The sequence below is a fragment of the Citrobacter sp. Cf072 genome (assembly GCF_030334485.1).
GTDB lineage: Bacteria > Pseudomonadota > Gammaproteobacteria > Enterobacterales > Enterobacteriaceae > Citrobacter > Citrobacter freundii.
In genome coordinates, this window is sequence record NZ_JAOWDX010000045.1 from 997,975 (window position 1) to 1,020,720 (window position 22,746).

Consider the following 22,746-nt stretch of genomic DNA (forward strand, 5'->3'; position numbering starts at 1 on the left):
ACAATAAAAAAGGTGCTCATTGAGCACCTTTTTTTGATCTGTTAATCCTACTTGTTGTCGGTCAACGCAGGTTTGTTATCAATGTTCGTCAAAACGCCGCTGCTGTTAAAAGTCAGCGTCAGTGTTTGCTGGGTTACGCCTTCATGACCAGGTTGCTGACGGAACACATAAAACCAGGTGTTAGTGCCAAAAGGATCGGACATCATTGGTGTACCCAGAGCATAAGCAACCTGCTGTTGCGTCATACCCGTGCGCACTTTGGCGACATCGGTAGGTGTCAGATAATTTCCCTGGTTGATGTCAGGGCGGTAAACCACTCGCTCCAGAGTGGAACAGCCTGCAGTCAACATCAGTAGTACTGCTGCAGCAGCAGTCAGCGTTTTACAGCGCATAGTGATTTGATTCCTTTTCGGGCCCGAGCAGTACGCGGCTCATATGTAATATGCCGATGATAATAGACCTTTCACCACTTTAAAACCTTTTGCTGTCGGGTCGGTCGGCGATTTTATGTTGAACTCAGACCTTAACAAGGTAAAAAAGTTTATGCCGCCAGCAGTTCTTTTGCATTTGCGAGGGTATTGCGCGTTACTTCGCTACCTCCGAGTAAGCGGGCTAATTCCTGCAGACGAGCGCGTTTATCAAGTGGCTGCATGTGTGTTTCGGTCATCGCGCCGTCAGTTTCTTTGCTGACATAGAAATGTTGATGACCGCAGCCAGCAACCTGCGGCAGGTGAGTAACACACATTACCTGGGTTGATTCGCCCAACTGACGCAGCATTTTTCCCACCACCGCAGCAGTCGGGCCGCTGATGCCGACATCCACTTCATCGAAAATCAGCGCCGGTGTTTCCATTTTACGTGCGGTAATAACCTGAATAGCCAGCGCAATGCGCGACAGTTCCCCACCGGAAGCGACTTTCGCAATCGGCTGTAACGGCTGACCCGGGTTAGTGGTCACTTTAAACTCTACGCGATCGGCACCGTCTGAGCTCAAATGATGTTCCTCAAATTTCACATCAATGCAAAAGACACCGTGCGGCATTGAGAGAGTATGCATGCTCTCTGTAATAAGTTGTCCCAGTTCCTGAGCATAATGCTGGCGCTGTTGGTGCAGCATTTTTGCCGTTTCCAGTGCCTGCTGGTGGTGATTGTTCACCGCCAGGGTTAAGGTTTCGAGAGAGTCGGCCTGATCGTCTAACTGCTGTTGTTCATCCAGCAATGACTGATAGAACTGTGGCAGCGCTTCAGGGGCAACATGATGCTTTCGCGCCAATGAGATTTGTTTGGAAATACGCTGCTCAAGTTCGAACAAACGGTTAGGGTCTAAATCCAGACGATCGCAATAGTGGCGCAGTTCGTCGCTGGCTTCGCTGAGCTGGATAGTAGCCTCTTCCAGCATGTCCAGAATACCGGAGAGCTTACCGTCCATTCCTGCCAGTTCACTAACCAACTGTTTTGCCGTGTACAGCTGGCTTTGCAGATTAACGTCTTCGCCGTCTGCCATGATAGCCAGTGCCTGTTGGCTGGTGGTGAGCAATTGCCCGCTGTTAGCCAGACGCTTGTACTCTTCATCAATTTGCTCAAATTCACCTGGCTGCGGGTTGAATTCGTTCAGTTCTTTTAACTGGTATTGCAATAGCTCTGCCCGGGCTGCGCGTTCCTGACTCTGTTGTTGATGATGTGCCAGGTCACGGCAGCTTTGGTGCCACAGTTGGTAGCGCACAGCCATTTCCTGAGTCAGAGACGCTTCATTGGCGTAGCCATCAAGCAGGGATTTTTGGTGTTCTGATTTTGTCAGGAGCTGATGCGCATGCTGACCGTGGATTTGAATAAGCAACTGGCCCAACTCGCGCAGCTGTGACAGCGGTACGGCAGTGCCGTTAATGAAGCCACGTGAACGTCCGTCGCTGCTGATAACGCGACGTAGCAAACACTCACGGCCTTCCTCAAGCTGGTTTTCTTCCAGCCAGCGCAGGGCCGCGGGGGTGTCTTTTAAGGTGAAGCGGGCGCAGAGGTCGGCTCGCGTGGCGTCTGCACGTACCATGTCGGCGTCTGCGCGTCCGCCCAGGCACAAACCGAGAGCATCAATGGCAATGGACTTACCCGCACCGGTTTCACCGGTAATAACGGTCATTCCGTTCTGGAAATCGATCTCAAGTTCACGAACGATAGCAAAATTGCTGATGGTCAGTTGTGCCAACATAGCTGTTTTCCTGTATGAAAAACCATAACTGTAATTACATACAGTATAAACTGGTTTTTTATACAGTAAAGAGGTTGGCGTTAAATTAGAATAATTTTTTTGACCAGCCTAGCTTAGTGCTTAATGTGTTGAAATAGCTGTAATCTTTTGGGTGTATAAGGTTCAGATGATAATCACAGCGGCGAATTAATACGTCTTCACCTTCCTGTATAGGCAGGGCGATCTGGCTGTCACAGCTGATTTCCAGATCGTTACGGCGATGAGAGAAGCGCAGGCGAATGGTGCTGCTACTGTTGATCACCAGCGGTCGTGCGGAGAGCGTATGCGGGAACATCGGCACCAGCGTAATGGCATCTAAAGAAGGCGTCAGGATCGGACCTCCGGCAGAGAGTGAGTAGGCAGTAGAGCCGGTCGGTGTGGAAATAATTAAGCCGTCTGAACGCTGGGAGAAGGCAAAAATTTCATCGATATAGACTTCAAATTCAATCATGTGCGCCACTTTTCCGGGGTGCAACACAACTTCATTGATCGCAGTGCTAATACGCTTCTGGCAGTCCAGTTGGCACACCTGGGCTTCGAGTAAAAAGCGTTTTTCGCTGATGTAGTGGCCTTCCAGCACGTCAGCTAACTGTTGTTGCGCATTGTCTGGGTCAAGGTCGGTCAGGAAACCGAGGTTGCCGCGGTTAATGCCAATAACCTTGATGTCATAACGTGCCAGGGTGCGTGCAGCGCCCAGCATATTGCCGTCGCCACCGACAACCACGGCGAGGTCTGCCTGCTGGCCAATCTCTGCGAGCGTACCGGTTTTCACATTTTTCAGCTGCAGCTCGTGGGCGATTTGTTGCTCAACGATTACCTCATAACCTTTGGCGCACAGCCAACGGTAGAGCATTTCATGTGTGGTCAGTGCAGTGGGGTGACGTGGATGCCCCACAATGCCAATACACTTGAAATGTTTGTTCATTTTCTCGAGGTCCTTGTAACGAAGATTAGTGACAATGTGAGTACTTCCCTTGAAACCCTGAATCTTATCCCCATAATAATCCAGGTTAGCGAGATGAATGCGAAAAAAACGCGGAGAAATTCATGAGTAGTAAAGAACAGAAAACGCCTGAGGGGCAAGCCCCGGAAGAAATTATCATGGATCAGCACGAAGAAGTTGAGGCGGTTGAATCAGACGCTTCTGCTGAGCAGGTGGATCCGCGCGATGAAAAAATTGCGAATCTGGAAGCTCAGCTTGCTGAAGCCGAAACTCGCGAGCGCGACAGCGTGTTGCGTATCAAAGCGGAAATGGAAAACCTGCGTCGTCGTACCGAACTGGACGTAGAAAAAGCGCATAAGTTTGCACTGGAAAAATTCGTCAACGAACTGCTGCCGGTGCTGGATAGCCTGGACCGTGCGCTGGAAGTTGCGGACAAAGATAATGACGCGATGGCGGCTATGGTTGAAGGTATTGAGCTGACCCGTAAGTCAATGCTGGATGTTGTGGCGAAGTTTGGCGTACAAGTGGTTGCGGATATCGACGTGCCGATGGACCCGAACGTGCATCAGGCGATTGCCATGGTAGAGTCTGACGACGTTGCTGCCGGTAATGTGCTGATGGTTATGCAGAAAGGCTATACCCTGAACGGACGTACCATCCGTGCGGCGATGGTCTCTGTGGCGAAAGCTAAAGGCTAATCAGTCTCAGACCGGGTAATGCTGATGCGCTACCCGGTCTGGATTACTCTCACTGGTCCGATACGCTTTCCCGCAGCGGTTTGACGGGCAACACCTGCACCTGTTTAATCATATTGTCCTGCACGTCGAGAATATCGATATCGTACTGCCCAATACGCACACGTGTGCCGGCAACCGGGATTTCTTCCAGCGCTTCAAGAATAATACCGTTCACGGTACGTGCATCATCCTCCGGCAGGTGCCAGTTAAACGCCTTATTGATTTCACGAACGTTGGCGCTACCGTCAATGATCACCGAACCGTCATTCTGCGGTGTGACTTCTTCGGCAAGCGTCGGTGACATTGAGGTCGTGAAGTCACCAACAATCTCTTCCAGGATATCCTCGACCGTAACCAGTCCCTGAATATCACCATATTCATTGACGACCAGGCCCACTTTCTTCTTATTACGCTGAAATTTAATGAGCTGGGTGCTGAGTGGCGTGCCTTCCGGAACGTAATAAATTTCGTCGGCGGCGCGTAACATGGTCTCTTTGGTGAACTCTTTTTTCTCGGCCATCAATCGCCAGGCTTCACGTACGCGTAGCATACTGATAGCGTCGTCCAGCGAGTCACGATACAGCACAATACGACCGTGCGGAGAGTGCGAAAGCTGACGCACGATTGATTTCCAGTCATCGTTAATATCAATGCCGATAATTTCATTACGCGGGATCATGATGTCATCTACGCTGACTTTTTCCAGATCCAGCACTGACAGCAGCATATCCTGGTTACGGCGTGAGATTTGCGATCGCGATTCATTCACCAGCGTTCGCAGTTCATCTTTACTCAGCGAACCGCTCACTACGATATCCGTTTTGATGCCCATCATGCGCATCAGCAGCCGCGTGATGGTGTTGAGTAACCATACCAACGGCATCATCAGAATCTGCAGGGGAGCCAGCAGGACACTGCTCGGATAGGCGACTTTTTCCGGATATAGTGCGGCAATCGTCTTTGGCAGTACTTCGGCAAAAACCAGTACCACAAACGTCAGTACCCCAGTGGCAATGGCGACGCCCGCATCGCCATACAGGCGCATACCGACAATAGTACCGAGCGCGGAGGCCAGAATATTCACCAGATTATTGCCGATGAGCACCAGGCTTATCAGACGATCCGGCTTGCGAAGTAACTTTTCAACGCGTTTTGCCTGTCGATTTCCCTGCTTGGCCCGATGACGTAGACGATAGCGATTCAGGGTCATCATTCCGGTTTCAGAACCGGAAAAATAGGCGGAAATGACCACCATGATGAGGAGCGTGACAATGAGCGTGGTGGTGGAGATGTGTTCCACGTAGGATTCCTTAAAGATTTAACTCACGAACTGCTGCAGGATACGACTGCCGAAATAGGCCAGCGTCAGAATTCCTGCGCCTGCGACGTTAAACCATACGACGCGACGTCCGCGCCAACCTTCATGGTAATGCCCCCATAACAGAACGATATAGACAAACCATGCCACGATAGAGAGAACGGCTTTATCAATGTTCTCGGTACTGAACAGGTTATGCATGTAAAACAGGCCTGTGCACAGGGTGAGTGTCAGCAGAACCACGCCAATTTGGGTGATATGAAACATTTTCCGCTCAATACTCATCAGCGGCGGCATCTCATTGCTGAAAGCCAGTTTTTTGTTTTTCAGCTGGTAGTCAATCCACGCAAGCTGTAGCGCATAGAGTGCGGCGATAATCAGCGTGGCGTAAGCGAAAAGCGAAAGCCCGATATGGATCATCATGCCCGGCGTAGCTTCGAGATGGGTGATGAACTCGTTAGGCATAAACGTGGCGAAGGCCAGGTTTATCAGCGCAAAGGCGTAGACAATGGGCAGCAATAGCCAGCCTCGATTGCGGGAAGCGACAATGGTCATTACCGTACAGATCATCAGGCTCACCAGCGAGCCGACGTTCAACAGACTCAGGTTTTGTCCGCTTTCACCGCCGGGCAGAATACGCGCTTCCAGGGCGATAGCATGGCTTACCAGCGCGACAACCGCAGAGAGAATAGCCATACGCCGCCAGCCGCTGTTTTTTTGCAGCAGAGCGGGAATAATCAGCGCGAGGCTGACTGAGTAGGCGACAAGAGCAAGCAGAGCAAAAACGGGCATATAGGTGTCGACAATTGGCCAGTGATAAAGAAAAGCAGTATAGCGTTACGTGACCGCTGCTCCAACCGTTGCATAACAACAAAGGCGGCTTCATGTTATACTGCGACAAATTTATGTTGATGTGTCGCTGTCGCGACCGACCGTTTCCACCCCAGGCGAGAGACAATGTTTGATAATTTAACCGATCGTTTGTCGCGCACGCTGCGCAATATCAGTGGCCGTGGACGCCTTACTGAAGACAACGTTAAAGAGACGCTGCGCGAAGTGCGCATGGCGCTGCTGGAGGCTGACGTAGCGCTGCCGGTAGTGCGTGAGTTTATCAATCGCGTAAAAGAGAAAGCGGTTGGTCATGAAGTTAACAAAAGCCTGACGCCGGGTCAGGAATTCGTCAAGATTGTCCGTAACGAACTGGTTGCGGCAATGGGCGAAGAAAACCAGACCCTGAATCTGGCTGCACAGCCGCCAGCCGTGGTGCTTATGGCGGGCCTGCAGGGTGCGGGTAAAACGACCAGCGTCGGTAAGCTGGGTAAATTCCTGCGCGAGAAGCACAAGAAGAAAGTGCTGGTGGTCTCCGCGGACGTTTATCGCCCGGCGGCGATCAAACAGCTGGAAACTCTGGCCGAGCAGGTCGGCGTGGACTTCTTCCCGTCGGATGTTGGCCAGAAGCCGGTCGATATCGTTAACGCCGCGCTGAAAGAAGCCAAACTCAAATTCTACGACGTGCTGCTGGTGGATACCGCCGGTCGTCTGCACGTTGACGAAGCGATGATGGACGAAATCAAACAGGTCCACGCTTCTATCAAACCGGTAGAAACGCTGTTTGTGGTCGACGCCATGACCGGTCAGGATGCCGCGAATACCGCAAAAGCCTTTAACGAAGCGCTACCGTTAACCGGCGTAGTACTGACAAAAGTTGATGGTGATGCCCGTGGCGGTGCGGCACTTTCTATTCGTCATATTACCGGTAAGCCGATTAAATTCCTCGGCGTCGGCGAGAAAACCGAAGCGCTGGAGCCGTTCCACCCGGACAGGATTGCTTCGCGTATTCTCGGCATGGGTGACGTGCTGTCGCTGATCGAAGATATCGAAAGCAAGGTTGACCGCGCGCAGGCAGAAAAATTAGCCAGCAAGCTGAAAAAAGGCGATGGCTTCGATCTCAACGATTTCCTTGAACAGCTTAATCAGATGAAAAACATGGGCGGTATGGCAAGCCTGATGGGCAAGCTGCCGGGCATGGGTCAGATCCCTGACAATGTGAAATCGCAGATGGACGATAAAGTTCTGGTGCGTATGGAAGCCATCATCAATTCGATGACGATGAAAGAACGCGCTAAGCCGGAAATTATCAAAGGTTCCCGTAAACGCCGTATCGCTGCCGGTTGCGGTATGCAAGTACAGGACGTAAACCGCCTTCTGAAACAGTTCGACGACATGCAGCGCATGATGAAGAAAATGAAGAAGGGCGGTATGGCGAAGATGATGCGTGGTATGAAGGGGATGATGCCCCCAGGATTCCCAGGCCGCTAAAACAAGGGGATAAGGCTATCTTGTTTGCCATTTTAGTCCCGGGGTGTGCTCGAAATGCTCACGTACTACGTGTACGTTCCGCTTTCTGTGCGCACGCCGGAACTAAACTGGCTGCACCGATATACGCCTTCTGTCCCTTGTTTAATGCTCAGTATCAAGATGCTGATTGCATTTTCCCCAGAAATCAGTAAAATTTTCGGGCTTTTAATATGACACCCGGGCTCCGTTCCTCGATGGGGCCTGGGTGTTTTATTCACACAAGAGGATGTTATGGTTACTATTCGTTTAGCTCGTCACGGCGCTAAAAAGCGTCCGTTCTACCAGGTTGTTGTTACCGACAGCCGTAATGCACGCAACGGTCGCTTCATCGAGCGCGTTGGCTTCTTTAACCCAATCGCTAGCGAAAAAGAAGAAGGCACTCGCCTGGATCTGGATCGCATCGCTCACTGGGTTGGCCAGGGCGCGACTATTTCTGATCGCGTAGCTACGCTGATCAAAGCAGCAAACAAAGCAGCTTAATCTGTCACGGTGGTCATGATGAGCAAGCAACTCGCCGCACAGGCTCCTGTAGAACCCATCGTTTTGGGGAAAATGGGGTCTTCTTACGGTATCCGTGGTTGGCTCAGAGTGTTTTCTTCCACTGAAGACGCCGAAAGCATTTTTGACTATCAGCCCTGGTTTATCCAGAAGGCGGGTCAGTGGCAGCAAGTACAGCTGGAAAGCTGGAAGCACCACAATCAGGATCTGATCATCAAGCTGAAAGGCGTTGACGATCGTGATTCGGCGAATCTACTGACTAATTGCGAAATTGTCGTGGATTCCTCGCAGTTGCCAGCGCTGGAAGATGGTTCCTACTACTGGAAAGACCTTATGGGCTGCCAGGTAGTGACCACTGAAGGCTACGATCTCGGTAAAGTCGTCGATATGATGGAAACCGGTTCGAATGACGTCATCGTCATCAAGGCAAACCTGAAAGATGCGTTTGGTATCAAGGAACGTCTTGTGCCGTTCCTCGATGGGCAGGTTATCAAGAAAGTCGATCTCGCTACTCGTACTATCGAAGTAGATTGGGATCCTGGTTTTTAAACCACCGGATAAACGGTAAAAGTCGGCGTTATGGGGATTGGCTTGTGTTTATAGGTATCGTTAGCCTGTTTCCAGAAATGTTCCGCGCAATTACCGATTACGGGGTAACTGGCCGGGCAGTAAAAAATGGCCTGCTGAACATCCAGAGTTGGAGTCCTCGTGACTTTACTCATGACCGGCACCGTACCGTGGACGATCGTCCGTACGGCGGCGGACCGGGGATGTTAATGATGGTGCAACCTTTACGGGACGCCATTCATGCAGCAAAAGCTGCGGCTGGTGAAGGCGCAAAGGTGATTTATCTGTCACCTCAGGGACGCAAGCTTGATCAAGCTGGCGTTAGCGAACTGGCCACGAATCAAAAGCTGATTCTGGTATGTGGTCGCTATGAAGGAATAGATGAGCGCGTGATTCAAACCGAAATTGACGAAGAATGGTCAATCGGCGATTACGTACTCAGCGGTGGTGAGTTACCTGCAATGACGCTGATCGACTCCGTTTCCCGGTTTATTCCGGGAGTTCTGGGTCATGAAGCTTCAGCAATCGAAGATTCGTTTGCTGATGGATTGCTGGATTGCCCGCACTATACCCGACCTGAAGTGTTAGAGCAGATGGAAGTACCGGCAGTGTTACTGTCAGGAAACCACGCTGAGATACGTCGCTGGCGTTTGAAACAGTCGCTGGGCCGGACCTGGCTTAGAAGACCTGAACTTCTGGAAAACCTGGCTCTGACTGAAGAGCAAGCAAGGTTGCTGGCGGAGTTCAAAAAGGAACACGCACAACAGCAACATAAACATGATGGGCAGGCGTAAGCCCCCAATATCAGTTTACCCAGGATAAGAGATTAAATTATGAGCAACATTATTAAGCAACTTGAACAAGAACAGATGAAGCAGGACGTACCTTCCTTCCGTCCGGGTGATACCGTGGAAGTGAAAGTATGGGTTGTTGAAGGTTCCAAAAAACGTCTGCAGGCATTCGAGGGCGTGGTTATCGCTATTCGTAACCGCGGTCTGCACTCTGCATTCACTGTTCGTAAAATTTCCAACGGCGAAGGCGTTGAGCGTGTCTTCCAGACTCACTCTCCGGTAGTTGACAGCATTGCTGTTAAACGTCGTGGTGCTGTTCGTAAAGCTAAACTGTACTACCTGCGTGAGCGCACTGGTAAGTCTGCTCGTATCAAAGAGCGTCTTAACTAAGATTCGCGCAAGCGACATCCTGTTAGAAAAGGGCTGGCCGAAAGGCTGGCCCTTTTTTTATCCCGACGTTTGCTCTGTTGTTCTTTATGGCAATGGAATGACTGCGCGGCGCGCAGCCAGTTGGGGGATGATTATGGCGTCGTGATCACGACTGCAACGCGACGATTTTCAGCACGACCTTTTGATGTCTGGTTGCTGGCAATGGGATATTTCTTCCCGAGTCCCTGAGTCGTCAGGTTGGTGCGGGGAATGTTGGCACCCTGTGCCCAGGCATCGGCAACCACATTCGCGCGTTTGAGTGATAGAGCTTCGTTATAGCTGTCTTCACCGTAGTTATCAGTATGACCGTCCAGGCGAGCATGATTTAGCCCGGTAGCTGCCAGTTTGGATGCCATTTCCTTGATCTGTTTTTCACTTTCAGGACGGAGTTTATAGTCATTTTTATCAAACAGGATGTTATCAGACAGGCCCAGAGACCAGTCTCCTGATGCTTCAGTAAATCCGTATGATTTCATGGCTGCAATTTGCTCTGGGGTAAATTTTCCCTGAGGTGCCTGACAGCCTGCCAGAATCAGTAAAAGCAGAAGAAACGGGGATAATAAACGTTTTAGCATGTGTGTAATTCCTTATTTAATAATAGTGCGTTCAGAACGCAAATTTTTGGCCTGATACATATTTTGATCGGCAAGTTCTTGTAATTTCTCGGCAGAGGCATGTTCCCACGTCAGCGCAAAACCGATGCTGAGTGTCATGCTTGCTAAATGACCATTATGCAGGTCAAAAGGTCGGTCAAACTCTTGTGACAGTGCCGCGCAGATCCGCTGAACCTCATATTCAGAATGAACGCTATACAGCACCATCGCGAACTCGTCGCCGCCAAGTCTGTATGGCGAATGTCGATTACCACCAAACTCGGACAGCCTTTTAGCGACTTCAATCAGAACCCGATCCCCCGCAGCGTGGCCCCAGGTATCATTGATAAATTTAAAATTATCACCATCAAGGAATAACAAAGCGGAGCTGCTGTGGGCGGCATCGTCATTCATCAGCGCGTTAATACTGCTACGAAAAGCGGCGCGATTTGCCAGGCCTGTCAGAGGATCATGTAGCGCGGTACGCAAAAGTTGAGCGTTCTTTGCCTGCAGCCGAAGTTGCCACTCCTCCATCTCGTCCAGCAGACTATTAAAGTCCTGGGCAAAAAGATGAAACTCTTCAATGCGTTCCTCGGAAACGCGTCGCGAAAAGTTACGGTTGGTACGTACATCATGTACCACCTCGGTTATATTTTGCAGGGCTTCCACGACGCCATTGTGTAAATAGCGGGTGAGCATTAATGCTATGCCTGATGCCAACAAAATGCACCCGGTAAGAACGGCCAGCGACAAATAGATGAAACGGCTGATAACGCTATCGCGTGCAGTCAATCGTACTTCGCCGATGACGTTGCCATTATGCAAAATAGGCTGAGTGACCGGTTGTGGGAATAGCCAGTGGCTGATCAGTCCGCTGATCTTCTCCGTGGTGTCTTGCGCGTTATAGCGCTAGGTGGCGATCACCTTCTGGTGTTTATTACGAACTTCCGCAACGGAAAATTGCCCTTGCTGGCCCAGTGCCGCCAGTGTTTCAGTTGCTGCAACACTATCAGAAAAGACTAATGCAGCTTCAAGCGTGCGGGTCATGGTCGCGGCAGTCAGATCCAGATTCTTTTGCGCATACTGTCTTAAGGCCAGCACGGAAGAAATGCTGAGCAGCAGCCAGATCAACGTCATCGTCACCAGGACACTGATTATGCTGATACGCCGTAATGTCCGTTTAAACGTCGGGCGTGTTACAGGAGAATGGCCCTTATCCATGCTTATTATTCCGTGCAAGCATCAATACGTCAGGACTGACCCTTACGCCGCTGCGTGAAAGGGAATCCATATTTACGGAAAATCTCACATCTTCATCTTTAATTATGAGGCAAAAGGCGCTGCCAATAACGCATTCGGGATTTTGTTCTGCAATTAATAGCAATGCCTTAGTCGGATATTTATTCTTTAATTCCACCTGATAAGTAGGTGATTCTTTTCCAAAATAAAAACCGTCACATTGCGAAACTAATATTTCTTGTTCCGAACGAATGATGACGGGAAGATAGGGTAATGCCCCAGTACTGGTATCTTCCAGAACACTGGAAAAACGCGATGAAGAGAAAATACACAGTTTGGGTGGCCCGGAAAGTGCAGGCCAGCGTGTATAACTGACGATGCCGGAAACCATAGCACGTACAGATTTTGCTTCTTCTGTAACGCTTTGGGCGTACAGTGGTAACCCGGTCAGGAACAGTGCCAGTAGAAGTATGAGTCGGTAAGAATAGCTCATGAATAGTTACCTACCAGCGTTTGCCGTAAAGCGTCGAAATACATTCAAGATTGTTTAGGACAAAATAACATTATTTTCCTAAGTCGTCATTATTCCAGGGGTAAAGCTGATGATGATTTAAGTTAAATCCTAGTTTGCTATAAAATTTAAGCCATTGTTTAGTTTAATCTTATTGAGGCAGCACCTTCGTTTGCTCCTTTTTTCCAGGCATCGTGTAACTGGTCAATATTTTCGACCGTATCACAACTTGCAGGAAAGGTTTTCCCGGCCAGGCCTCTGGCGTAAACAAAATCTTGCTGGCAGATTTTGCGTTGCCCTTCGGCGTAACCCTTAAGATATTTCGTACGATCGACTTCGGGATCATTGAAGTTGTCGGCAAGAGTTTCATTATCTTTAACGGCATAGCCCGAAATGGCATCTTGTATCCCGGCGTTATACCAGTCGGTACCAGTCCAGGTGGGGGCATGGGTATAGGGATCTATCTGACATCCGCTAAGAAGGAATAGAAATAAGATGCTGATGAGTTGCTTCATTGCCTGTGCTCCCTTGTTTTTTTAAGCATAGCGGATCTTAAAATTCGTGATGTAAATATAAGTGTACATTTATAAGGGCTGTTTTTGCCTTAAAATAACGCCGTGTAAATTAAAATTTACGGATTGTGGATTGAAATCTTTACCTGTTGTGGTATCGTTATTTCCTCCTCGCTGAGGATCAACTATCGCAAACGAGCTAAACAGGATCACCATCATGCAAAAAGACGCGCTGAACAACGTACATATTACCGACGAACAGGTTCTGATGACCCCGGAGCAGCTGAAAGCTGAATTTCCGCTGAGCCAGGAGCAAGAGGCGCAAATCGCCCAGTCGCGTAAAACCATCTCAGATATTATCTCCGGTCGCGATCCGCGCCTGCTGGTCGTATGTGGCCCATGCTCCATTCACGATCCTGAAATGGCTATTGAGTATGCTCGTCGATTTAAAGCCCTTGCCGCAGAGGTCAGCGATAGCCTCTACCTGGTGATGCGCGTCTATTTTGAAAAACCCCGTACCACCGTCGGCTGGAAAGGGTTAATTAACGATCCTCATATGGATGGCTCTTTTGATGTTGAAGCAGGTCTGAAAATTGCGCGTCAGCTGCTGCTTGAACTGGTAAATATGGGACTGCCGCTGGCAACTGAAGCGCTGGATCCAAATAGCCCGCAATACCTGGGCGATCTGTTTAGCTGGTCCGCAATCGGAGCCCGTACCACGGAATCGCAGACACACCGCGAAATGGCTTCTGGTCTTTCGATGCCGGTTGGCTTTAAGAATGGTACCGACGGTAGCCTGGCGACCGCTATTAACGCCATGCGAGCGGCTGCGCAGTCGCACCGATTTGTCGGTATTAACCAGGCCGGGCAGGTTGCACTGTTGCAAACACAAGGGAATCCGGACGGCCACGTGATCCTGCGCGGGGGTAAAGCGCCGAACTACAGCCCGGCAGATGTCGCCCAGTGCGAAAAAGAGATGGAGCAGGCGGGACTACGACCTTCTCTGATGGTAGATTGCAGTCATGGTAATTCCAATAAAGATTACCGCCGTCAGCCTGCCGTGGCTGAATCCGTAATTGCACAAATCAAAGATGGCAATCGCTCGATCATTGGTTTGATGATTGAAAGTAATATTCACGAAGGCAACCAGTCTTCTGAACAGCCGCGCAGCGAAATGAAATACGGCGTGTCCGTAACCGATGCCTGCATTAGCTGGGAAATGACGGATGCGCTGCTGCGTGAAATTAGTCAAGATTTAAACGGTCAGCTGTCGGCGCGTGTAGCATAAGAGGTTGGTTATGGTTGCTGAATTGACCGCATTACGCGATCAAATTGATGAAGTCGACAAGGCGCTGCTGGATTTACTGGCACGCCGCCTGGAGCTGGTTGCCGAAGTTGGTGAAGTAAAAAGCCGTTTTGGGTTGCCGATTTACGTGCCGGAACGGGAAGCCTCTATGCTTGCCTCTCGCCGGGCGGAAGCGGAAGCCCTTGGCGTGCCGCCGGACCTGATTGAAGATGTGCTACGCCGCGTTATGCGTGAGTCCTATTCCAGTGAGAACGACAAAGGGTTTAAAACGCTTTGTCCTTCTCTGCGGCCGGTGGTGATCGTCGGCGGCGGCGGTCAGATGGGGCGTATGTTTGAAAAAATGCTCACCCTGTCAGGTTACCAGGTGCGGATCCTGGAACAGCAGGATTGGGATCGCGCGCCGGAGATCGTCTCTGATGCTGGGATGGTGATCGTCAGTGTGCCGATCCACGTCACCGAGCAGGTGATCGCCAAACTACCGCGTCTGCCGTCTGACTGCATCCTGGTGGATCTGGCTTCAGTGAAAAATGGTCCTTTGCAGGCGATGCTGGCTGCACATGATGGTCCGGTGGTGGGGTTACACCCAATGTTTGGTCCGGACAGCGGCAGCCTGGCAAAGCAGGTCGTCGTCTGGTGTGATGGACGTCAGCCGGAAGCCTATCAGTGGTTTCTGGAACAGATTCAGGTATGGGGTGCACGACTACATCGGATCAGCGCCGTTGAACACGATCAGAACATGGCGTTTATTCAGGCATTGCGTCACTTTGCGACCTTTGCTTACGGTCTGCATTTAGCGGAAGAGAATGTTCAACTGGAGCAGTTGCTGGCGCTCTCTTCGCCGATTTACCGTCTTGAACTGGCGATGGTTGGCCGTCTGTTTGCCCAGGATCCGCAGCTCTATGCCGATATTATTATGTCGTCTGAGAGCAACCTTGCGCTGATCAAACGCTACTACCAACGTTTTGGTGAGGCGATCGGTTTACTGGAGCAGGGCGATAAGCAAGCGTTTATCGACAGTTTCCGTAAGGTGGAGCATTGGTTTGGTGATTATGCGAAACGCTTCCAGAGTGAAAGCCGTACTTTGTTACGCCAGGCGAATGACAGCCGTCCTTAATTAAGACGCAGGATGGCGGCTTCGCCTTATCCGGCCTACAAAAATCGCATGAATTGTAGGCCGGATAAGCGTAGTGCCATCCGGCATTGTCAAACGTTAGCTCGGATCGACCGGCACCACGTTCTCACTCGGATAGCATCCCAGTACTTTCATCGAACGTGTAATCTCACCCAGCTCTTTCAATGCTTTTTGCATTTGGGGCGATTCCAGGTTGGCCTGGATATCAAGATAAAACATCTCTTCCCACGGATTGCCGTGAATCGGGCGTGACTCCAGTTTAGTCATAATCAGATTATGGTTACGCAGCACCAGCAATGCTTCTACCAGCGCACCGGCCTGTTGTCCTGTTGCCATCAGCAACGTGGTTTTTGCCGGAACCTGGTCGGATACATTGATTGCTTTACGTGCCAGCACCACGAAGCGGGTGATGTTTTGCGACTGGTTAGCCTCAATATGCTCGAGAACCTGCAAACCATACAGTACGCCTCCGGCTTCGCTCCCCAGGGCTGCCACATGCGGTGAGTTAGCCTGCGCAACTTTTTCCATTGCCGCAGAGGTGCTTTCAGTGTACTCAATCTTCCAGTGCGGGTAGCGATTCAGGAACTTGCTGCACTGCTGGAACGGCTGCGGATGGCTGTATACCGTTTCAATGGTCTCAAGATCCGTAGTGCCGGACACCAGTACACAGTGGTCTATCGTAATGGTCATCTCGCCAACAATAGACAGGCTGGTGTGCTGCAGCAGGTCGTAAACGTCGTTAATCCCACCGGAGCTGGTGTTTTCAATCGGAACCACAGCATAGTCAGCCTGTCCGGTTTCTACCTGATTAAAGATATCGGCAAATTTTGCGCAGCCGCTTTCAATAAATTGTTCAAAATGGCGGGCGGCGTACTGACGTGCTGCCAGATGGGAATATGATCCTTTTGGCCCCAGGAAGGCCACGCGCGCGGAATGTGGGTTAATTTTGTTCAGGTGTTGCTGGAGCAGAGCCTGTTGAGTCAGGACGGAGTCTTCGATTATGAGCTGGAACAGGCGGGTAATGTAGTGAGCATCGAGATGATGTGCTTTGCCCAACTGAATCAGGCGGTCCAACAGGTCACGTTCACGGTCGATATCTCGTACCGGACGATGTGAAAGCAGTTTGGCTTTACCAACTTCTACGGCCAGTCCACGTCGCTCAGCCAGCAGGGCCAGTAATTTTTCATCCAGCGTGCTGATCTTATCGCGCAGCGCCAGCAATGGGTTTTCCGATGTCATAGTGTTGCCTTTCTTGTTATCAATAAAAAAGGCCCCCCGTTGTGGGAGGCCTTATTGTTCGTCTTCGCATTCTTTATCACACGACGAAACGCCTCCCATTCAGGGGAAGGTAAAAAAGAATGCGAAGAAGAACGGAACAAGTTTCATGTAATTTTCCTTTGGCTACGTCAGTAAAGTACCCGTACTGTTTTCACCCTGTCAACAAAAAACGCGCCCGAAGGCGCGTTGGCGATACACTCAATGTAAGGGACTACTCTTCTTCTGCTTCGACGAAGTTGGCGTCTTTGACTGAAGTTGTTGCACGACGGGCTTCGCCTTTGTGCTGCACTTTATTGAGCTGCCGTTCCAGCTTGTTGATCAAATCGTTAATTGCGGTGTACATATCCTCGTGTTTTGCGCTGGCGACCAGATGTCCGTTCGGTGTATTGATGGTGGCATCAGCAATGAAACCCTGTGGCTCCTTAGACAGAATGATATGTGGATTAATCAGATGAGTTTGCCATTTTTCTAGTTTGGCGAGACGGTCTGCGACATGCTGGCGAATTGCCGGAGTAATTTCCATTTGTTTACTGGTAATGTTCATTGTCATAAATTTTACCTCTTGTCTTTCCCGTCTTGGTGATTCCAGCATACCGTTCCCAATGTCAAAATGCGTGATGTAAATCACATTTTTTTGTCGCTTTTTGTCAAGAAAACCTTTTTGTGAGGCACCGCAGGAACAGGCGATTTTTTACTTGAGGAATACCTGAAAGCAGGCCATATTTGATGGGATGCGTCGGAGCTAAACCGCTTCAGTTGTAGCGTTAACGGATAAAAAAACGGCAGCCCTTGGCTGCCGTTTTGCATTCTGAGGCAAATCAGGTATTGCTGCTGTTAGCGGCAATTATTTTCGCTACTTTTTCTGCCTGCGCATTCATCTGCATCTGGCGATAAGCTTTTTCCATTAACGGCAGAGCATCACGTGTTGCCTGAGTATCAGGGTAGTCGCGCAGCATGCCTTCCACACGGTTTACCACGGCAACCCATGCACCGCGGGCAGTGTAGTATTCCGCAACAGAATATTCATACTTCGCCAGACGATCTTTCAGGAACACCAGACGTTTGGTGGCATCAGTGGTGTACTGGCTGTTCGGATAGCCACGTACCAGTTTGGAAAAGTCATTAAACGCAGCTCGGGCGTGTTGGGGATCGCGATCGCTGCGATCAACACCAAAGAATCCTTGCAGTGCGCTATCATCCAACGCCATATTGGTCAGGCCACGCATATACATGACATAATCAATGTTAGGGTGTGTCGGGTTAAGACGGATAAAACGATCGATAGCAGCCTGAGCAAGTGGCAGATCGGCGTTTTTGTAGTAGGCGTAGATGAGATCTAATTGCACCTGCTGAGAATACGGTCCAAATGGATAACGGTTATCCAACGCTTCCAATTGCGTTATTGCCTGTTTCCAGTTACCGTCCTGCAGCTTTTGCTGAGCAGTCGCGTAGATTTCATTTGGCGGATTATCGGGCACCTCTTCCTTTGAACCAGAGCAACCCGCCAAAAACAGGCTCAACGTGGCTGCTGCCACCAGATATTTCATGCGCGTCATGACGTTTTGACTTTCCTCAAAATGTAATACGGGAGATTCTCTGTTCCTGCTCCCGGTTAAGACCAGCTACAATAGCACACTATATTAAACGGCAAAGCCGTAAAACCCAACGTTAAACGAAGAAGCAGTTTATGGCACAACGAGTAGAACTCACCGCAACAGTCTCCGAAAATCAGCTCGGTCAACGCTTAGATCAGGCTTTGGCCGAATTGTTCCCTGATTATTCGCGATCGCGCATAAAAGAATGGATCCTCGACCAGCGCGTGCTGGTAAATGGCAATCTTTGCGATAAACCGAAAGAAAAAGTGTTGGGTGGAGAGCGTGTCTCCATCAATGCAGAAATTGATGAAGAGGTTCGTTTTGAACCTCAGGATATCCCACTGGATATCGTTTATGAAGATGATGATATTCTTGTCATCAACAAACCCCGTGACCTTGTAGTACATCCGGGCGCCGGGAATCCTGATGGTACGGTATTGAATGCGTTACTGCATTACTACCCGCCAATCGCGGATGTTCCTCGTGCCGGTATCGTACACCGTCTGGATAAAGACACGACCGGATTAATGGTGGTGGCAAAAACGGTTCCGGCACAAACACGTCTGGTTGAGTCATTGCAGCTGCGCGAAATTACCCGTGAGTACGAAGCCGTAGCAATTGGTCACATGACTGCTGGCGGAACCGTTGAGGAACCGATTAGCCGTCACCCGACCAAGCGTACGCACATGGCGGTACACCCAATGGGGAAACCGGCGGTAACGCACTATCGCATTATGGAACACTTCCGTGTGCACACGCGTCTGCGGTTGCGTCTGGAAACCGGACGTACGCACCAGATCCGCGTGCACATGGCACATATCACTCATCCGCTGGTGGGCGATCAGGTCTACGGCGGTCGTCCACGTCCACCGAAAGGCGCTTCTGACGAATTTATCTCCGTACTGCGTAAGTTCGACCGCCAGGCGCTACATGCGACCATGCTGCGTTTGTATCACCCGATTTCCGGTATCGAAATGGAATGGCATGCGCCGATCCCACAAGATATGGTGCAATTGATTGAAGTGATGCGCGCTGATTTCGAAGAACATAAGGATGATATTGCCTGGCTATGAGTAAGCTAATTGTTCCGCAGTGGCCGATACCGCAAGGTGTCGCGGCGTGTAGTTCTACCCGTATTGGCGGAGTCAGTATGCCGCCTTACGATTCGCTGAATCTGGGTGCCCATTGCGGCGATAACCCGGAGCATGTTGAAGAGAACCGCAAACGACTGTTTGCTGCGGGCAATCTGCTGTCAAAGCCGGTCTGGCTGGAGCAGGTCCACGGTAAGGATGTCCTGAAACTGACAGGCGGGCCTTACGCCTCCAAACGCGCAGATGCGTCGTATAGCAACACGCCGGGCACAGTGTGTGCGGTAATGACCGCTGATTGTCTGCCGGTGCTGTTTTGCAATCGCGCCGGGACGGAAGTGGCTGCGGCCCATGCGGGTTGGCGGGGATTATGCGCTGGCGTGCTGGAAGAGACGGTGGCGTGTTTTGCCGACGAACCTGAAAACATTATTGCCTGGCTAGGTCCGGCGATAGGCCCAAACGCCTTTGAAGTGGGAGCAGAAGTTCGCGAGGCATTCATGACGAAAGATCCGCAAGCGGACCTCGCATTTGTACCGCGCGGCGACAAGTATCTGGCGGATATCTACCAGCTTGCCCGTCAGCGGCTGGCAAATGTCGGCGTGGAGAACCTCCACGGCGGCGACCGTTGCACCTTTAGTGAAAGTGAGACGTTCTTCTCTTATCGTCGCGACAATACCACGGGTCGTATGGCAAGTTTTATTTGGCTGATATAACCTAAAGAATCAAGACGATCCGGTACGTGTAATTTTCTTTTCACATAATTCAGGTCATTCACCTTGAATAATTGAGGGATGACCTCATTTAATCTCCAGTAGCAATTTTGACCTGTTATGGGAGGAGTTATGCGTCTGGATCGTCTTACCAATAAATTCCAGCTTGCTCTTGCCGATGCCCAGTCACTCGCATTGGGGCACGACAATCAATTCATCGAACCACTTCATCTAATGAGCGCCTTGCTGAATCAGGAAGGGGGATCGGTACGTCCTTTATTAACGTCTGCTGGCATTAATGCTGGCCAGTTACGTACAGCCATTGACCAGGCGTTGAGCCGTTTGCCGCAGGTAGAAGGTACCGGCGGTGATGTGCAGCCTTCTCAGGAACTGGTGCGTGTACTGAATCTTTGCGACAAGCTGGCGCAAAAACGTGGGGACAACTTTATTTCGTCAGAACTGTTCGTTCTGGCGGTGCTTGAGTCACGCGGTACGCTGACCGACTTATTAAAATCAGCTGGGGCGACGACCGCCAATATCACTCAGGCAATTGAACAAATGCGTGGAGGTGAAAGCGTGAATGACCAGGGGGCTGAAGACCAACGTCAGGCCTTGAAAAAATATACCGTCGATCTGACTGAACGTGCTGAACAGGGCAAACTCGATCCAGTTATCGGCCGTGATGAAGAAATTCGCCGTACCATTCAGGTGCTGCAACGTCGTACTAAAAATAACCCAGTGTTAATCGGTGAACCCGGTGTCGGTAAAACAGCCATTGTTGAAGGGCTGGCCCAACGCATCATCAATGGTGAAGTGCCGGAGGGCTTAAAAGGCCGTCGTGTACTGGCGCTGGATATGGGCGCGCTGGTGGCTGGGGCCAAATATCGCGGTGAGTTTGAAGAGCGCTTAAAAGGTGTGCTGAACGATCTCTCGAAACAGGAAGGCAACGTCATTCTGTTTATCGACGAATTGCATACCATGGTTGGGGCGGGTAAAGCCGATGGCGCGATGGACGCCGGGAACATGCTGAAACCAGCGCTGGCTCGCGGGGAACTGCACTGCGTAGGCGCCACAACGCTTGATGAATATCGCCAGTACATCGAAAAAGATGCGGCGCTGGAACGTCGTTTCCAGAAAGTGTTTGTGGCTGAACCTTCAGTGGAAGACACCATCGCAATCTTGCGTGGCCTGAAAGAACGTTATGAGCTGCACCATCATGTGCAGATTACTGACCCGGCGATTGTTGCGGCAGCTACGTTGTCTCATCGTTATATTGCCGATCGTCAGTTACCGGATAAAGCTATCGACCTTATTGACGAAGCGGCATCCAGCATTCGTATGCAGATTGACTCCAAGCCGGAGGAACTCGACAGACTCGACCGCCGTATTATCCAGCTCAAACTGGAACAGCAGGCATTAATGAAAGAGTCTGATGAGGCAAGTAAAAAACGTCTCGATATGCTCAACGAAGAGCTGGACGACAAAGAGCGCCAGTATTCTGAGTTAGAGGAAGAGTGGAAAGCTGAAAAAGCCTCCCTCTCGGGAACGCAAACTATCAAGGCTGAGCTGGAGCAGGCAAAAATCGCCATCGAACAGGCGCGCCGCGTTGGCGACCTGGCGCGGATGTCTGAACTGCAGTACGGCAAAATTCCTGAACTGGAAAAACAGCTGGAAGCAGCCACCCAGTCTGAAGGCAAAACCATGCGTCTGCTGCGTAATAAAGTCACGGATGCAGAAATTGCAGAAGTGCTGGCGCGCTGGACCGGGATCCCGGTTGCTCGCATGCTGGAAGGCGAGCGGGAAAAACTGTTGCGTATGGAGCAGGAGCTGCACAGCCGCGTGATTGGCCAGAACGAAGCGGTGGAAGCCGTTTCTAACGCCATCCGTCGTAGCCGCGCGGGCTTGTCCGATCCGAATCGTCCGATTGGTTCATTCTTGTTCCTTGGTCCAACCGGGGTCGGTAAAACCGAACTGTGCAAAGCGCTGGCAAACTTTATGTTCGACAGTGACGACGCAATGGTGCGTATCGATATGTCCGAGTTTATGGAGAAACACTCGGTGTCTCGTTTGGTTGGGGCTCCTCCGGGATATGTCGGTTATGAAGAAGGTGGGTATCTGACGGAAGCAGTACGTCGTCGTCCTTACTCTGTCATCCTGCTGGATGAAGTGGAAAAAGCGCACCCGGATGTGTTCAACATTCTGCTGCAGGTGCTTGACGATGGTCGTCTGACTGACGGACAGGGAAGAACGGTCGACTTCCGTAATACGGTTGTCATCATGACCTCAAACCTGGGGTCCGATCTAATCCAGGAACGCTTTGGTGAGCTGGATTACGGCCACATGAAAGATATGGTGCTGGGCGTCGTGAGCCATAACTTCCGACCGGAATTCATCAACCGTATAGATGAGGTTGTTGTATTCCATCCGTTGGGTGAGCAGCACATTGCTTCTATTGCTCAGATTCAGCTGCAGCGTCTGTACAAACGTCTGGAAGAACGTGGCTATGAAATCCATATTTCTGACGAGGCGCTTAAACTGCTGAGTGCGAATGGTTACGATCCGGTATATGGCGCACGTCCATTGAAACGTGCTATCCAGCAGCAGATCGAAAACCCGCTGGCGCAGCAAATTCTGTCTGGTGAACTGATTCCGGGCAAAACGATTCGTCTGGAAGTGAATGACGATCGCATCGTGGCAGTGCAGTAAGTCACAAAACAACAATAAACGGGCCCTGTGGGGCTCGTTTTTGTTTAAAATTCAGGCGAAAATAGACGTATTGATTGAAAAGTAATCGCTTGATAAGTTTTTTATATTTTTAACTTGTCAGCCTGAAATAACTCCCTATAATGCGCCTCCACTGACACGGAACAACGGATTACAAGCCGCCGGGTCAGCGGGG

Annotated in this window: 23 protein-coding genes, 1 pseudogene and 1 other annotated feature; of the genes and pseudogenes, 11 read left to right on the top strand and 13 right to left on the bottom strand. The window is 50.6% G+C overall.

Annotated features, from left to right (window positions below):
- Positions 1-47: 47 nt before the first annotated feature.
- The 3 genes from bamE to nadK form a co-directional block, all read right to left on the bottom strand.
- Positions 48-392 carry an outer membrane protein assembly factor BamE gene (gene bamE, locus OGX66_RS17110; protein WP_003826401.1) on the bottom strand — a complete coding sequence of 115 codons (345 nt, stop codon included), beginning with the start codon at positions 390-392 and terminating at the stop codon, positions 48-50.
- Positions 393-541: 149 nt separating this feature from the next.
- Complete coding sequence (gene recN, locus OGX66_RS17115; protein WP_138828791.1) at positions 542-2,203, bottom strand: DNA repair protein RecN; 1,662 nt, start codon at positions 2,201-2,203, stop codon at positions 542-544.
- Positions 2,204-2,288: 85 nt separating this feature from the next.
- The gene (nadK, locus tag OGX66_RS17120; protein ID WP_003031220.1) at positions 2,289-3,167 is read right to left on the bottom strand and encodes an NAD(+) kinase; all 879 of its coding nucleotides are present in this window, start codon (positions 3,165-3,167) and stop codon (positions 2,289-2,291) included.
- 122 nt (positions 3,168-3,289) lie between these two features.
- Here nadK and grpE point away from each other — a divergent pair, with 122 nt between their 5' ends.
- The gene (gene grpE, locus OGX66_RS17125; RefSeq protein ID WP_003031221.1) at positions 3,290-3,883 is read left to right on the top strand and encodes a nucleotide exchange factor GrpE; all 594 of its coding nucleotides are present in this window, start codon (positions 3,290-3,292) and stop codon (positions 3,881-3,883) included.
- 49 nt (positions 3,884-3,932) lie between these two features.
- On the opposite strand, the gene OGX66_RS17130 is transcribed toward grpE, so the two are convergent.
- Together OGX66_RS17130 and OGX66_RS17135 are read right to left on the bottom strand one after the other, a co-directional pair.
- Positions 3,933-5,222, bottom strand: a complete 1,290-nt coding sequence (locus tag OGX66_RS17130) for an HlyC/CorC family transporter (protein WP_008324538.1) — start codon at positions 5,220-5,222, stop codon at positions 3,933-3,935.
- Positions 5,223-5,240: 18 nt separating this feature from the next.
- Positions 5,241-6,032, bottom strand: coding sequence for a cytochrome C assembly family protein (locus OGX66_RS17135; RefSeq protein WP_003031224.1), 792 nt, complete (start codon positions 6,030-6,032; stop codon positions 5,241-5,243).
- 165 nt (positions 6,033-6,197) lie between these two features.
- Here OGX66_RS17135 and ffh point away from each other — a divergent pair, with 165 nt between their 5' ends.
- From ffh to rplS, 5 genes are all read left to right on the top strand, one after another.
- Positions 6,198-7,559 (top strand): signal recognition particle protein, encoded by a 1,362-nt coding sequence (gene ffh, locus OGX66_RS17140; protein ID WP_003031226.1) that lies wholly within the window; start codon positions 6,198-6,200, stop codon positions 7,557-7,559.
- Between the two features lie 270 nt (positions 7,560-7,829).
- Positions 7,830-8,078 (top strand): 30S ribosomal protein S16, encoded by a 249-nt coding sequence (gene rpsP / locus OGX66_RS17145; RefSeq protein ID WP_003031228.1) that lies wholly within the window; start codon positions 7,830-7,832, stop codon positions 8,076-8,078.
- A gap of 18 nt (positions 8,079-8,096) precedes the next feature.
- Complete coding sequence (rimM, locus tag OGX66_RS17150) at positions 8,097-8,645, top strand: ribosome maturation factor RimM (RefSeq protein WP_003031230.1); 549 nt, start codon at positions 8,097-8,099, stop codon at positions 8,643-8,645.
- A gap of 44 nt (positions 8,646-8,689) precedes the next feature.
- Complete coding sequence (gene trmD / locus OGX66_RS17155; RefSeq protein ID WP_003031232.1) at positions 8,690-9,457, top strand: tRNA (guanosine(37)-N1)-methyltransferase TrmD; 768 nt, start codon at positions 8,690-8,692, stop codon at positions 9,455-9,457.
- A gap of 39 nt (positions 9,458-9,496) precedes the next feature.
- Positions 9,497-9,844: a 50S ribosomal protein L19 gene (rplS, locus tag OGX66_RS17160; RefSeq protein WP_002914145.1), complete on the top strand. Its 348-nt coding sequence runs from the start codon at positions 9,497-9,499 to the stop codon at positions 9,842-9,844.
- Positions 9,845-9,975: 131 nt separating this feature from the next.
- On the opposite strand, the gene OGX66_RS17165 is transcribed toward rplS, so the two are convergent.
- From OGX66_RS17165 to OGX66_RS17180, 4 genes and pseudogenes are all read right to left on the bottom strand, one after another.
- Complete coding sequence (locus OGX66_RS17165; RefSeq protein WP_003839836.1) at positions 9,976-10,458, bottom strand: OmpA family protein; 483 nt, start codon at positions 10,456-10,458, stop codon at positions 9,976-9,978.
- 12 nt (positions 10,459-10,470) lie between these two features.
- Positions 10,471-11,697 (bottom strand): annotated as a pseudogene (dgcN, locus tag OGX66_RS17170) (diguanylate cyclase DgcN/YfiN).
- A complete protein-coding gene (gene yfiR, locus OGX66_RS17175; RefSeq protein WP_048217251.1) occupies positions 11,690-12,208 on the bottom strand; it encodes a regulatory sequestration protein YfiR in 519 nt (172 codons plus the stop codon). Before yfiR ends, dgcN begins: the two are co-directional and overlap by 8 nt.
- Before the next feature lie 158 nt (positions 12,209-12,366).
- On the bottom strand, positions 12,367-12,741 hold the full coding sequence (locus OGX66_RS17180; protein ID WP_088903150.1) for a DUF2799 domain-containing protein: 375 nt from the start codon (positions 12,739-12,741) through the stop codon (positions 12,367-12,369).
- 214 nt (positions 12,742-12,955) lie between these two features.
- On the opposite strand from OGX66_RS17180, the gene aroF reads away from it, so the two are divergent.
- On the top strand, positions 12,956-14,026 hold the full coding sequence (gene aroF / locus OGX66_RS17185; RefSeq protein ID WP_003031241.1) for a 3-deoxy-7-phosphoheptulonate synthase AroF: 1,071 nt from the start codon (positions 12,956-12,958) through the stop codon (positions 14,024-14,026).
- A 10-nt stretch (positions 14,027-14,036) separates the two neighbouring features.
- Positions 14,037-15,158 (top strand): bifunctional chorismate mutase/prephenate dehydrogenase, encoded by a 1,122-nt coding sequence (gene tyrA / locus OGX66_RS17190; RefSeq protein ID WP_048217253.1) that lies wholly within the window; start codon positions 14,037-14,039, stop codon positions 15,156-15,158.
- 96 nt (positions 15,159-15,254) lie between these two features.
- Here tyrA and pheA read toward each other — a convergent pair whose 3' ends face one another.
- The 4 genes from pheA to bamD all read right to left on the bottom strand — a co-directional run bounded on the left by pheA (position 15,255) and on the right by bamD (position 18,010).
- Positions 15,255-16,415: a bifunctional chorismate mutase/prephenate dehydratase gene (gene pheA / locus OGX66_RS17195; protein ID WP_003839850.1), complete on the bottom strand. Its 1,161-nt coding sequence runs from the start codon at positions 16,413-16,415 to the stop codon at positions 15,255-15,257.
- Between the two features lie 22 nt (positions 16,416-16,437).
- Positions 16,438-16,563: a sequence feature (Phe leader region), on the bottom strand.
- On the bottom strand, positions 16,515-16,562 hold the full coding sequence (pheL, locus tag OGX66_RS17200; protein ID WP_100250063.1) for a pheA operon leader peptide PheL: 48 nt from the start codon (positions 16,560-16,562) through the stop codon (positions 16,515-16,517). (Overlaps the previous feature by 48 nt.)
- A 102-nt stretch (positions 16,564-16,665) precedes the next feature.
- Positions 16,666-17,004 carry a ribosome-associated translation inhibitor RaiA gene (gene raiA, locus OGX66_RS17205; protein ID WP_003031244.1) on the bottom strand — a complete coding sequence of 113 codons (339 nt, stop codon included), beginning with the start codon at positions 17,002-17,004 and terminating at the stop codon, positions 16,666-16,668.
- A 268-nt stretch (positions 17,005-17,272) separates the two neighbouring features.
- Positions 17,273-18,010, bottom strand: coding sequence for an outer membrane protein assembly factor BamD (gene bamD, locus OGX66_RS17210; protein WP_003031245.1), 738 nt, complete (start codon positions 18,008-18,010; stop codon positions 17,273-17,275).
- A 131-nt stretch (positions 18,011-18,141) separates the two neighbouring features.
- Here bamD and rluD point away from each other — a divergent pair, with 131 nt between their 5' ends.
- The 3 genes from rluD to clpB all read left to right on the top strand — a co-directional run bounded on the left by rluD (position 18,142) and on the right by clpB (position 22,553).
- Positions 18,142-19,122 (top strand): 23S rRNA pseudouridine(1911/1915/1917) synthase RluD, encoded by a 981-nt coding sequence (gene rluD, locus OGX66_RS17215; RefSeq protein WP_003031246.1) that lies wholly within the window; start codon positions 18,142-18,144, stop codon positions 19,120-19,122.
- Positions 19,119-19,850: a purine nucleoside phosphorylase YfiH gene (gene yfiH, locus OGX66_RS17220; protein WP_088903165.1), complete on the top strand. Its 732-nt coding sequence runs from the start codon at positions 19,119-19,121 to the stop codon at positions 19,848-19,850. Before rluD ends, yfiH begins: the two co-directional genes overlap by 4 nt.
- Before the next feature lie 129 nt (positions 19,851-19,979).
- Complete coding sequence (gene clpB, locus OGX66_RS17225; protein ID WP_003031249.1) at positions 19,980-22,553, top strand: ATP-dependent chaperone ClpB; 2,574 nt, start codon at positions 19,980-19,982, stop codon at positions 22,551-22,553.
- Positions 22,554-22,746 lie beyond the last annotated feature (193 nt).